We start from the raw sequence: 12,575 nt of genomic DNA on the forward strand, positions 1-12,575 counted from the left end.
GAGAACAGCTGCGGCAGCTCGCGTGCATAGAACGGCGCGATGGGCAGCATGTCGGCCGTGCGCATGCGGGTGGCGAACAGCGACTGGTGCGCGTCGCGCAGCGTGGTGTCGGTCATCAGGACCGGCTGGCTCTCCAGCATCCACCGCGTGAATCGCTGAGGGCCCAGTTCCTTGAGGCGGTCCCGGCTGCCAAAGGGGATAGGACGGCTCAGGTCCACGCGGGGCAGCACTGGCTTGGGGAACGGCAGCTCGGGCATCTTGCGGCCCGCCATCTCGGGGTTGCCATTGACCGTGATACCAGCCATGAAGCCCAGCAGCTTGCTGCCGCGGTCGCGCCGCTTGGCAAACTCCAGCAGCTCGGGCGTGGTGTCGATGAAGCGCGTGGTCACAATGCCCGAAGCAAAGTCCGGGTGGTTGATCACGTTCTCGAGGAACTGCAGGTTCGAGGCTACGCCCCGGATGCGGAACTCGCGCAGCGCGCGGTCCATGCGCTGCACCGACTCCTTGGCTGTGGGCGCCCAGGCCGTGACCTTGACCAGCAGCGAGTCGTAGTACGGCGTGATGACAGCGCCGCTGTAGGCCGTGCCGGCATCGAGGCGGATGCCGAAGCCCGAGGCACTGCGGTAGACCGACAGGCGGCCGTAGTCGGGCAGGAAGCCGTTCTCCGGGTCTTCGGTGGTGATGCGGCACTGCACGGCCGTGCCGTTGAAGCAGATCTGCGCCTGGGCGGGGACGCCGCTGGCCTGGCCTGCCGGACCGTCCTCGGTGATGCCGATCCGCCCGCCCTCGCTGATACGCAGCTGAGCCTTGACGATGTCCACGCCGGTGATCAGCTCGGTCACAGTGTGCTCGACCTGGATGCGCGGGTTGACCTCGATGAAGTAGAACTGGCCGCTGTCGGCGTCCATCAGGAACTCCACAGTACCGGCATGGGTGTAGTTCACGGCCTGCATCAGCCGCATCGCGCTGTCGCACAGAGCTTGGCGTTGGGCGTCGTCGAGGTACGGCGCCGGGGCGCGCTCCACCACCTTCTGGTTGCGGCGCTGCACGGTGCAGTCGCGCTCGAAGAGATGCACCACGTTGCCATGGCGATCGCCCAGGATCTGCACCTCGACGTGGCGAGCGCGCTGCACCAGCTTCTCGAAATACACCTCGTCGTTGCCGAAGGCGGCCAAGGCCTCGCGCCGAGCCGCTGCCAGCGCTTCAGGCATCTCCGCCTCGGTACGGATGACGCGCATGCCACGCCCTCCCCCACCCCAGCTGGCCTTGAGCATCACGGGATAGCCAATGCCGGCGGCCAGCTTCTTGCACTCTTCCAGATCCAGTGGCAAGGGGGGCGTGGCCGGCATCACGGGCACGCCCGCGGCGACGGCGGCATTGCGCGCCGCCACCTTGTTGCCCAGGGTACGCATCACCTCGGGGCGCGGCCCCACCCATTCGATGCCGGCGGCGATCACCGCCTCGGCGAACTCGGGGTTCTCGGACAGGAAGCCGTAGCCCGGGTGGATGGCATCCACCTTGGCGGCGCGGGCGATGCGCAGGATGTCGGCTATGTCCAGGTAGGCTTGCAAAGGCTTCTTGCCTTCACCGACCAAATAGCTCTCGTCGGCCTTGAAGCGGTGCAGCGCCAGCCGGTCCTCGCGCGAGTAGATCGCCACGGTGCGGATGTCCATCTCCGAGGCGGCGCGCATCACGCGGATGGCGATCTCGGAGCGGTTGGCGATCAACAAGGATCGAATTGCCCGAGTTGTTCCGAACATCTCAGTTGAGTCTTCTTGCAAGGCGTAGGTGGTCATGATGTGTGGTCCTCGGCGCTTTCGGAGTAGGCGGCGGGCCAAGCGGGTTTGCCCTCGCAGCAAAGGCCCCAGCCACGGAGGCGGGAAGTGTGGCCAATACCGGGATTGAATGAGTTGGTCGGATCCAACTGGCGATAGAAGCCAGCCAACGCGGGCTTGGCGACGTAGAGATGGCCGACGTTGTGTTCAGCGGGATACTCGGCGCGGCGCTCATCGAGAAGCACCCACAGCCGATGTTCCATCCCCAAGGGATCGACCCCCTTCCTCACGATGTAGTCCTGATGAAAAACGTGGCAGAAAAAGTGGCCGTAGTACAACTTGTGGACCATGTCCAACTCAATCTCCGGCGGCAGCTTCTCAACCCACTCACGGTCATTCCGTCTCAAGGCCAAGTCGAGGGCAACAATGTCCTCCACTTCATGGCGATGCACCGCCCGATAGCGAATCGCCGCTCCTGCGATCGCAAAACGGTGAAGGAATGCCTTGCGGCCCTCGTCATCGCTGCACTCGAAGTACGCGCCGCTCTGGCTTCCTGAGAAGTAGCTGGCGAGAAAGCCACGCGTGGCGTCCACCATGTCGTTGGAAACTCGCAGTAGCAGATGGTGCTCGTAGTTCTCTCGCCACAGCCGCATGCGTTCAGGCAGGTGACTGGGTAGTAGCCGCGTGACAGCTTGTAGAAGGCGGTCTGTCACACCTTGAAGGCCGAACCGCTCGAAGAATCCATCGACTCGACTCTTGAGCGCGAATGCAGCAGGCACCCGGGTTGTGCCGAATCGATCGATGAACAGGAACGTGTCCTTGCCATAGCGCTCGCCGATGTCGTAGGCGTCGCGATGGATGTACTCGCCGGCAATCGGAAGCCGTGAGAATGAGGTCAACACGTGACGACGAACCTCAGTGAAGTCGCTAGGATCGTTGCTACCGATGTAGAAAACAGTGCTCGGCTCCTTCGGGAAGGTGTCTAGGCGAACGGCGAAGAGACAGAGCTTTCCAGCAGAACCTGACGCCTCGAAGAGCCGCGACGGATCGGCATTAAATCGCGCTGGTGTATCGGCATCGACTGCTCGAATATCCTCGGCGTAGCGCGAATCGGAGGCCACGCGCACCGTCGCGTGCACGATGTCTGCGTCCGTGAAGATACCGCGCTCCAGCCGCGTGAGTATCTCCTCCGGGGTGACACCCAGATCGATACCAAGATGGTTCACCAAGTGCAAGGTTCCATCATCCTGCACCTGCGCGTACAGGGCTAGTTCCGTATAGGCCGGGCCGCGACGCACCAGGGCTCCGCCCGAGTTGTTGCACACACCGCCGAGTACCGACGCTCCGATGCACGAAGAACCGATGACCGAATGCGGCTCGCGGCCGAAAGGTGCAAGCGTTTGTTCCAAGCGGTCCAGAGTCGCGCCTGGTAGGCATATGACCTGCGCGCCATCCCCAATGACTTGAATGCCCGTGATCCGCATCGTGTTGATCAGCACTACCTCTCGATCGTAGTCATCTCCGTCAGGCGTGGATCCACCGGTCAAACCCGTATTTGCTGCCTGCATGATCACGATGCACCCGGCAGCGATCGAGGCTTCCAGTGTCTGCCATTGCTCCCATAGCGTGCCAGGCCTCACCACTGCCAGAACGGGCCCTTCCCCGGTGCGATATCCCTTGCGAAACCGCCGCGTCTCGCTGGGACCACTCAACACATTCGAATGGCCGACAATTTTGCGCAATTTCGGGAGCAGGTCGCCGCGCGCGGCGACTGCAGAAACCGATGGCCCCGCTTGTTCTTCGGCTGCTTGAGACTTCATCATTGAGTCTTCCTAAGACTATGCTTGTTTTGGATCGCGGTAACGCATCACGCAGCCGCACTCCTCCTGTAGATGCCACTGCGAGCAGATGATTCGCGGTCAAGGCATCAGCCAGTGCTTAAGTGCACTATGCTCATGCGTCGACCACTGGAATCTCGCTACGCGAGTAGCTGGCGCGCACCGGACGCAAACGCTCACGGGCCATCGCAAGTACGAGGGCTTAGCGTGATGCACCCCTCATCCCAACGACATGCCAAAGCTTCCGTCTTGCCCCAGACCCAACATCACCCTCGCAGGCCGCTACGACAGCTTCTCGAGGAAGGCGCCGCGCGGCCGCACTCGGTGTTAACCAATCGGCTTCAATCCGGCCAGGTATTGACGTGAGCGCTCCACATACTCGCGGGCATTTCCCATGAGCTTTTCGATGTCCTCGGCGCTCAATTGGCGGATTGCCTTCGCAGGCGCTCCGACGATCAGCGATCCATCCGGAAAAGACTTCCGCTCGGTCACGACCGCACCAGCAGCGACCAGGCAGCTCTTGCCAATCACCGCCCCGTTAAGCACGATGGCCTGGATGCCGATCAAGGACCCCTCCCCCACCGTGCAGCCATGCAGCGCCGCCTGGTGCCCAACGGAGACGTTGGCAGCAATGTGAAGAGGAAACCCGGGGTCCGTGTGCAGCACCGCGCCCTCTTGGATGTTGCTGCCCTCCGCTACGAAGATAGATTCGTTGTCCGCACGCATCACCGCCTGCGGCCAAACGCTGCAATCCTTGCCGAGATGGACCTGGCCGATCAGGGTTGCGCTTTCCGCAACGTAAGCGGAGGCATCGACAACGGGCGTTAGTTCGCCAAGTGCATAAATGGTCATAGAGACTCCACCGAAACCACGTTATTTCAAGAACCCGATAGCGATCCACGGCACTGCGGCAATCACTAGGATGCCGAGCAGGAGCGCGATCATGTAGCCCACGATGGGTCGTACGCCAGAATCCGGATTGACGCGCGTGATGGCGCAGGCCGCGTAGTAACCGACTCCCAAAGGCGGGGCGAAAAGACCTAGGCCCATCGACAGGATGACAACCATCGCGTAATGCACTTCATGGACGCCCACCTGGCGAGCGATCGGAAACAACAATGGGCCAAAGAGCACGATGGCTGGAATTCCTTCAAGCACAGCGCCCAGGATCGCGAAGGCCACGATGGACACGAGCAGGAATCCCCAAGCGCCACCGGGAATCTCTTTCATCATCGTCGCCAGCCCCTCAGAGAAACCTGATTGAGTCAGACCCCAGGCCATAGCCGTAGCAGTCCCGATAATGAACAGAATGGCTCCTGACAGCGATGCAGTGTTGACCAGCATCCGTCCAAGCTGATTCCACGGGAACTGGCGGTAGATCAGCAGGCCCACGAACACGCTGTAGACGATCCCGAGCGTCGAGACTTCCGTCGCCGTCGCCACGCCTTCCACGACGGCAGCTCGAATGATGAAGGGCAGCGCGATCGCCGGCAGGGCGACGAGGAAGAGCTTGAGCACTTCCTTGCGGGGGGCGCGCGGCACGTGACTCAAATCTTCATGCCGGTATCGCAGCCACACCACGCCACACAGCATGGCCCCCAGCACAACGGCTGGCAGCAACCCGCCGGTGAACAATGCCGCAATGGAAACCCCGGTCACGGAGCCCACCGTGATCAGCACCAAACTCGGCGGCACGGTTTCCGTCTGGGCCCCCGTGGCGGAGAGCAGTGCCACGAGGTCGCCCTCCTTCGCCCCTCTGCGCTTCATCTCCGGAAACAGCGCGGGTGCGATGGCCGCCATATCCGCAACCTTGGATCCCGAGATACCGGACACCAGGTACATCGCGCCGACCAGCACATAGCACAGGCCGCCCCGCACGTGCCCGAGCAGACTGGCAAGGAAGCCGATCATGGCCTTTGCCATGCCCGTCATCTCGATCAATAGGCCGAGAAACACAAACAAGGGCACGGCCAGCAGTATGAGGTGGGACATCCCTTCGTCCATACGGCCTGCCAGCACCGGCAGTGGTGTGCCGGTTGCCAGCGCGACGTATCCAAAGGTGGCCAGGCCGAACGCGAAGCCAATCGGCACCCCGGCGAAGACGCATGCAGCCGTGACTCCGAAGAAGAAGATCAGCAGATTCACATTGCCAAGGTCCTGGAACAGAGACCGAGCAAACCAGAAAACGCCGACCACTGCCGCAACCGCGACGACGGCAATGATTCGATCCTTGACCTCGGAAACCACCATCATCCGCAGAAGGCCAAACAGGGCCATCAACGCGATTCCGATGGGCAGCGCTCCGGCCTTCCAGGCATTGGATATCCCCAACGCAGGTGTCGTGATCACGAGCTCATCGCTCGCGTACTCCCAAGCAGGCCATGCCGCGATGGCCAGGAACGCCAAGCAAGCCGCAATGGCGACCGCTTCGAGCCGGGCCTGTCCCCGTGGGCCAAGCTTGTTCACCACCGCCGTCATGCGCATGTGCTCGGATCGGCGCAATGCGCATACCGATCCCAGCATCGCGAGCCAGATGAAGAGAATCGACGCGAGTTCGTCCGACCAGACGAGTGGGCTATGGAACACGAAACGCGCAATCACGCCCCACAGGAGAATGACGATCTCCACGAGAACAAGCACCGCCGCAGTTGCGTCAACCACCATCCCAAGAGCACGCTCGATGCGTGCGGCCAGCGAGCCACCTTCACTGTTTGCGCCGTGGCTCCGGCTATCAATGTCGTGTACGGCTAGGCTCATGACGCACTCCGCCAGAGTGGCTGCCCCAAAGGCAGCAAGGTTGTTTTTGCAATCGGCATGCTTGTCTCCTGATTCATGTAAGTTTTTCTGTGAAGCCGTGGCCTCCAGGGTGGTCAATCAAGTTGCGCGGGCGCACCCTTTCTTTCCGGCAGCTTGAGACCAGGAAAGGTTTTGATGATTGCGGTGTCATCCTCCGAGCCCAGGCCAGCGCTGGACGCATTCGCATACATCTGATAGGCGGTGGACGTCAGAGGGAGCGGAAACTGACTCTCTTTGGCGAGATCCAGCACAAGCCCCAGGTCCTTGACAAAGATGTCAAGGGCCGTATGTGGCGGCGAGTAGTCTCCTTGCACGATCCGGGGAACCCGATCGCTGAAAGCCCAGGAGTTACCAGCGCTGCGCTTAATGACGTCGTACAGCAAAGCGGGGTCCACGCATTCGCGCAAACCCAGTGCCATTGCCTCCGCCGCTGCGGCGATCTGAACACCGACCAGGAGCTGGTTGATGATCTTGATCTTCGACGCGATGCCAACCTGGGGCCCAAACCGGTAAACCTTGGTGGACATGGCCTGAAGTACCGCGTCACAGACGTCATACGCGGCTTCAGGCCCGGATGTCAGCATCGTCAGGCTTCCTTCGGCGGCGCCCTTGATCCCCCCGCTCACCGGCGCTTCGATGAGATGCACTCCCGCTGCGTCCAGTTGTCGACCCAGGTCGCTCATGAAGCTCGGCGATACCGTCGCGCATGACACCACCACCGAGCCAGGGCGCAGGCGCTGGACCGCACCCAGCTGTCCGTAGAGCACGCTGGACACCTGCTCGGCATTGACAACGAACAGGAGCAGGGTGTCGCACGATGCAGCAGTGTCTGCCGGCGAAGCATGTGCAATGCCACCCGCAACCCTCAGTGCTGCCAGGGCCTCTTGCCTCACATCGCACCCATGCACCGCGAACCCTTTGGTCAGGAGCCTTCGCGCCACACCCAGCCCCATCGCTCCCAGGCCAACGATCCCGACATCCATCACGCTACCTCGTGGATGTCGCCGCGCTCCAAGAGGATCCGCTTCACATCTTTCTTGGTCACCTTGCCGTAGCCGGACTTCGGCAGCGCGTCCCAGAAGAAGAACTGCCTCGGCCAGCGATAGCGCGCGCAGCGGCCGTCGAGGTGTTTCAGCAGTTCCTCGTCGGCGACTGGCTGCGCCCCATCCTTTCGAACGATGACTGCGACACCGACCTCACCCCACTTCGGATCTGGCACCCCCAGGACTGCCACCTCGGCGACACCGGGATGCATCAGCAGAATCTCTTCCACTTCCCGCGGATAAACGTTGGACCCGCCGGAGATGTACATGTCCGACTCGCGGCCGGTGATGTACAGCAGCCCCCGGTCGTCGAGGCGACCGAGATCTCCTGTGTGGAACCAACCACCCCGCAGCGCCTTCTGCGTCGCATCGAGATTGGCGTGGTATCCGGCGAATACGGCTGGCCCCCTGCAGCAGATCTCACCGACCGTGCCCACCGGAACGTGTTGCAATTGCTCGTCGAGGATAGCCACTTCCATGCCGACGCGCGGCCGGCCGCAAGATCCGATATTCGCGTTCGGATCATCGTCGTCGGCCGAGTGCATTGCAGGAGTCAAGACCGTGATGCACCCGGTCACCTCGCCCAGACCGAAGTACTGAACCAGCACCTTGCCTAGCTTCTGCAACGCAAGCTTTTGATCCGCCCGATACATGGGTGCACCGGCATAGATGACATACCGCAACGAGCTGTGGTCGTACTTGTCAACGGACGGATGCTCAACCAGCATCTTGACGATCGTGGGCACGGTGAATAAGTTGCTCACGCGATGCGTTTGCACGAGCTGCCAGAAGACCTCCGAGTCCAGTTTCTCGCCCGGGGGCAGTACCGTGGACGCGCCCCGCGCCACATTCAGCAATGCGTGGATCCCCGCACCATGGGACAGCGGCGCGACGGCAATAGAGCAATCGCGCTCGGTGGTTCCGGGAATCAGGTCGGCCAGGTGGTTGGTGACCACGAACGCCATCTGACCATGCGTCAGCACACCGGCCTTCGGCTTTCCGGTTGTCCCGGAGGTATAGAAGAACCAAAGTGGGTCGTCATAGTCGACGGTAGCAACCTCCGGTTGCGCGCCACGGTGGCGCTCCACAAGTTCGTCGTACCCATGCTCGCCTTGGCGCGGCGAGCCGATGCAAATCACGTGCTCGATAGCAGGCGAAGCCGTGCGGACCGCCTCCACATGTTCGAAGAAGTCAGCCTCGTACAACATGGCCTTGGCACCGCTGGACGCGCCCAGGTAGGCCACCTCGGGCGGCGTCAACCGATAGTTGGTCGGCACCCACACGCACCCCAGGCGGAACGCGACCCAGCAGCTCTCGAAGAGCTGGAGGTTGTTGCGCGACTGCACGAGGATCTTGTCGCCCTTGCGCAAGCCGAGCTCATGCAGCGCGGACACCATGGCATCGACGCGCTGATCAATTTCACGCCAAGTCCACCTCTGGTTGCCCTGAATGACACCGCTGTGTTCGGGGAACAACTGCGCCGTCTGACGCAGCAGCAAGCCAAGGTTCATCACCTGCGCTGCGTTCATGCCGCCTCCAGAATGCTCAGGTAGTTCGCGACAGCTGCGCCACCCATGTTGAAGACCGCGCCAAGCCCCGCACCGGCAATCTGCATCGCTCCTGCTTCGCCCGTCAGTTGCATAGCCATCATCACGTGCTGCGAGACGCCCGTGGCTCCGATGGGATGCCCGCGGGACTTCAGCCCACCAGAGGGGTTCACAGGCAGTCTTCCATCCTTGGCGGTCACCCCGTCCAGGATCATCCGGGCACCCTGGCCATGCGGCGCCAGCCCCATGGCTTCATACTCGAGCAATTCGGCAATGGTGAAGCAGTCATGCGTCTCCACGACCTTGAGATCGTTCAGCGAGACGTTGGCCTCGTACAGACCACGTGACCACGCGAGGGCCGCCCCCTCAAAGCGCGTGGGGTCGCGGCGGGACAAGGGCAGGAACTCGTTGACCTGTGAGCGAGCGCGCCAGCGGACGGCGCCGTAGCCAGGCCTGGGCTCCATGGACAACACCAACGCCGCGGCGCCATCGGACACAAGCGAGCAGTCAGAGCGCTTCAGCGGACCGGCGACCAGCGGGTTCTTCTCGGACACGTTGCGGCAGAAGTCGAACCCGAGGTCACGCCGCATATGGGCATAGGGGTTGTCCACCCCGTTTCGATGGTTCTTCGCTGAGATGGCGGCGAGTGCGTCGGACTGGTCGCCGAATCGCTCGAAGTACTTAGTGGCAATATCGCCGAAGACGCCTGCGAAGCCGCCGGGTTTTCCGCCCTCTTCCTTCACGTAGGAGCACTTCAGCAGCACTTCGCCGATTTGCGCGCTCGGCAACGTGTTCATCTTTTCGAAGCCAACGACAAGTGCGCGCTTGACGCGCCCGCTTTGAAGTGCGTCCAGCGCTGCCCAGATGGCCGCAGAGCCGGTGGCACATGCGTTCTCCACGCGAACGGCGGGCGTGTGGCGGAACTCAGGCATGGCGACGCCGGCCAACGACGCGCTAAAGTCCTGAGGAACAAACCCGCCATTGAAGGTGCCGACGAAGATACCGTCGATGTCCGAGCCCCCAACGCCGGCGCGCTCCAGCGCAGGATTCACCGCATCTCGAAATAGTTGCTCCAGGTCGGCTTGGTCGAGCTTGCCAAAGGGGGTATGCCCCCAACCGATAATGTGTGGTACAGACATCGAACTTCCTCGTTGAATCAGATTGAGAGTTGTCAGGCGAGCTTGCCGACAGCGGCCTCTAGCCGCGCCCAGGCCTCGTCGCCGAATTTGGATTTCCACTCGGCGTAGAACTTCGCTTCCTGCAGCGCAGTGCGAAATGCCGTTGTGTCCGGCTTGTTGAACGCCAGACCCTTAGATGCAAGCTCTTGTTGGAGAGACACAGCTAGCTTTTCGCTGTCGTCACGTTGAGCCATCGCGGCGTCGTTGAAATGCTTGTTGACGACTTCGCGCAGGGGCTCGGGAAGCGCCTCGAAGGCACGCTTATTCGCTAGCAGCCAGTAGCCATCCCAGCTGTGATTGGTCAATGAGCATGACTTTTGCACTTCGTAGAGCTTGCCGGTAGCAATGATGGCCAGCGGGTTTTCCTGCGCTTCTACCACCCTGGTTTGCAGGGAGCTGTACAGCTCGTTGAAATTGATCGGCGTGGGCGCAGCTTTCAGTGCTTTGAACAGGGAAACCAGAAGTGGCGCCTGCGGAACGCGAATCTTCGTATCCATCAGGTCACGCGGCCCCAAGATAGGCTTGTTGGACGTCACCTGACGGAAACCGTTGTCCCAAACCTTCTCGAAGCAAACGAGGTTCGCCTTAGTGATGTGCGACCGGATGAACTTCCCGAGATCACCGTCCATTGCTTTCCAGACAGAGGGATAGTCGGGAAAGGCGAAGCCGACGCTGTTGAGCGAAGCCATTGGCACGAGATTCGCAAGGATAAGCCCTGGCAACGTGAGCAGTTCGATCCCGCCAGAGCGGACTTGGCTAAGCATGTCCGTGTCGGAGCCGAGTTGGCCGCTCGGAAACACGCGGATGTTGACTTTCCCGCTGGTCTCGGCCCTTACCTTCTCGGCGGCCTCGGCTAGGCGGATCGCAATGGGGTGTGTCACTGGGACATTGGTACCCACCTTGTAGTTGAAAGTGCCGCCTTGGGCGAAGGCTGCGCGGCCAGTGATACCAACCAGGCCGACGGCACCGGAGGCCTTCAGCAAGGTGCGTCGAGAAGTGTTCATTGGTTTGTCTCCTGTGGTTGTGAGTTGGTGTAGAAATAGGTTGTCAGACGCACCGCGCTGTAAGGCCGCCGTCCACCACTAGGGTCGTCCCGGTGATGTACTTGGCCTCGTCGCTAGCCAGAAACAGTGCGGCATAGGCGGTGTCCCACGCGTCACCCATTTTTCCTGTTGGGGAAATCTTGTCGCGCTGCGCAACCATTGAATCCACATCACCGCCATATGACTTGGACAACGGCTCGCGAATGAGCGGCGTGTTCATCAGGCCCGGCAGCACACAGTTCGCTCGAATTCCATCTGCCGCATACTGAACGGCGGTGTTGGCGGTCATGGCCACCATCGCCGCCTTAGCTGCGCTGTAAGCCAGATACGGGAAACCGATCCAGCGCACCGCCGCGATCGATGCGATGTTGACGATCGCCCCACGCTTGCGCTCGAGCATGTAGGGAATTGCGTGCTTCGCGGTCAGGAATGCGCTGGTCTGATTGACCGCGATGACGCGGCTCCAGCTCTCTTCCGAGGTCTCGACGGGGCCACCGGTCTCGACGATGCCGACGTTGTTGTGGAGGACATCCACGCAACCGTACGCCTGTACGCACGCCTCAACCATGCGCTTGACGTCATCACTTTTCGACACGTCGGCCCGGAATGCCAAGCATCGCCCGCCTTCGCCCTCGATGACACGCTGAGTCTCCTCGGCTGCCTCCAGACGATAGTCCACAGCGAACACGCTTGCGCCTTCGCGCGCATAAAGCGCGGCTGCTGCCTTGCCATTGCCCCAACCGGGACCGGAACTGCCAGCTCCGGTCACGATCACCACTTTGTCTTTCATGCGTCCAGCCATGTCTCGCCTTTTGATTAACCAGTTGATCCACTATATGAACCTCTTTACTAAACCAAGAGGTGCTACGAGCTGTCTATGCTAGGGTCACAAAGGAGATTTCACATAGTTAGATAGAGCGATTTGCGACATTTCCGGTTCACTATGTGTCATTGCCACTCGGGGTTTTCATCCCTCTTTTGGTTTACTATTTGAACCAAATGACCTTCCTCCCCCGAAACAAAAAAGGAATCCACACCCTTCAAGTGTTGATTTCCATGCAACCGTAACCCACCATTTCCATCTCGATCTGACCCACCCTGGTTCGTGAACTTGATATTCACGTTGTGGATAAGTTCTTGACTGTCATCTCCTTCTTGGTGGTCTGTGGTGGTTGCTGTGCAGAGCTGTTCTTGAACCGGAAGCTGTCATTGCCGGTTTCCAGAATATGGCAGTGATGCGTGAGCCGGTCCAGCAGTGCCGTGGTCATCTTCGCGTCCCCGAACACACTGGCCCATTCGCTGAAGCTCAGGTTGGTGGTGATCACAACGCTGGTGCGCTCGTACAGCTTGGACAG

The 12,575-nt window shown here is 61.1% G+C and carries 10 protein-coding genes; all 10 read right to left on the minus strand.

Annotated features, from left to right (window positions below; all coding sequences use genetic code 11):
• Window positions 1–1,796 (minus strand): biotin carboxylase N-terminal domain-containing protein (locus K225_RS0118720; protein WP_238323280.1); only part of this gene is annotated, 1,796 nt, incomplete at its 3' end.
• Window positions 1,793–3,598, minus strand: a complete 1,806-nt coding sequence (dld, locus tag K225_RS0118725; protein WP_238323281.1) for a D-lactate dehydrogenase — start codon at window positions 3,596–3,598, stop codon at window positions 1,793–1,795. The genes K225_RS0118720 and dld, both read right to left, overlap by 4 nt.
• Before the next feature lie 342 nt (window positions 3,599–3,940).
• Window positions 3,941–4,465, minus strand: coding sequence for a gamma carbonic anhydrase family protein (locus K225_RS0118730; RefSeq protein ID WP_026437770.1), 525 nt, complete (start codon window positions 4,463–4,465; stop codon window positions 3,941–3,943).
• A gap of 21 nt (window positions 4,466–4,486) precedes the next feature.
• On the minus strand, window positions 4,487–6,370 hold the full coding sequence (locus K225_RS0118735; RefSeq protein WP_026437771.1) for a TRAP transporter large permease subunit: 1,884 nt from the start codon (window positions 6,368–6,370) through the stop codon (window positions 4,487–4,489).
• Between the two features lie 113 nt (window positions 6,371–6,483).
• Window positions 6,484–7,392, minus strand: a complete 909-nt coding sequence (ltnD, locus tag K225_RS0118740) for an L-threonate dehydrogenase (RefSeq protein WP_034713410.1) — start codon at window positions 7,390–7,392, stop codon at window positions 6,484–6,486.
• Window positions 7,392–8,981: an acyl-CoA synthetase gene (locus K225_RS0118745; RefSeq protein WP_026437773.1), complete on the minus strand. Its 1,590-nt coding sequence runs from the start codon at window positions 8,979–8,981 to the stop codon at window positions 7,392–7,394. Before K225_RS0118745 ends, ltnD begins: the two co-directional genes overlap by 1 nt.
• Entirely contained in the window at window positions 8,978–10,138 is a 1,161-nt protein-coding gene (locus tag K225_RS0118750; RefSeq protein ID WP_026437774.1) for an acetyl-CoA acetyltransferase, read from the minus strand. Before K225_RS0118750 ends, K225_RS0118745 begins: the two co-directional genes overlap by 4 nt.
• Before the next feature lie 32 nt (window positions 10,139–10,170).
• The gene (locus tag K225_RS0118755) at window positions 10,171–11,181 is read right to left on the minus strand and encodes a TRAP transporter substrate-binding protein (RefSeq protein WP_026437775.1); all 1,011 of its coding nucleotides are present in this window, start codon (window positions 11,179–11,181) and stop codon (window positions 10,171–10,173) included.
• Window positions 11,182–11,224: 43 nt separating this feature from the next.
• Complete coding sequence (locus K225_RS0118760; protein ID WP_369794886.1) at window positions 11,225–12,010, minus strand: SDR family NAD(P)-dependent oxidoreductase; 786 nt, start codon at window positions 12,008–12,010, stop codon at window positions 11,225–11,227.
• Window positions 12,011–12,338: 328 nt separating this feature from the next.
• Window positions 12,339–12,575, minus strand: a 237-nt coding sequence (locus tag K225_RS0118765; protein WP_026437777.1) for an ATP-binding protein, incomplete at its 5' end; no start/stop codon positions are given.

This window comes from Acidovorax sp. JHL-9 (genome assembly GCF_000426205.1).
GTDB classification, from domain to species: domain Bacteria; phylum Pseudomonadota; class Gammaproteobacteria; order Burkholderiales; family Burkholderiaceae_C; genus Acidovorax; species Acidovorax soli.

Bases quoted from the DNA above. Each gene is read 5' to 3' on its own strand.
- dld (WP_238323281.1), bottom strand. From the start codon at position 3,598: ATGATGAAGTCTCAAGCAGCCGAAGAACAAGCGGGGCCATCGGTTTCT.
- K225_RS0118730 (WP_026437770.1), bottom strand. From the start codon at position 4,465: ATGACCATTTATGCACTTGGCGAACTAACGCCCGTTGTCGATGCCTCC.
- K225_RS0118735 (WP_026437771.1), bottom strand. From the start codon at position 6,370: ATGAGCCTAGCCGTACACGACATTGATAGCCGGAGCCACGGCGCAAAC.
- ltnD (WP_034713410.1), bottom strand. From the start codon at position 7,392: ATGGATGTCGGGATCGTTGGCCTGGGAGCGATGGGGCTGGGTGTGGCG.
- K225_RS0118745 (WP_026437773.1), bottom strand. From the start codon at position 8,981: ATGAACGCAGCGCAGGTGATGAACCTTGGCTTGCTGCTGCGTCAGACG.
- K225_RS0118750 (WP_026437774.1), bottom strand. From the start codon at position 10,138: ATGTCTGTACCACACATTATCGGTTGGGGGCATACCCCCTTTGGCAAG.
- K225_RS0118755 (WP_026437775.1), bottom strand. From the start codon at position 11,181: ATGAACACTTCTCGACGCACCTTGCTGAAGGCCTCCGGTGCCGTCGGC.
- K225_RS0118760 (WP_369794886.1), bottom strand. From the start codon at position 12,010: ATGAAAGACAAAGTGGTGATCGTGACCGGAGCTGGCAGTTCCGGTCCC.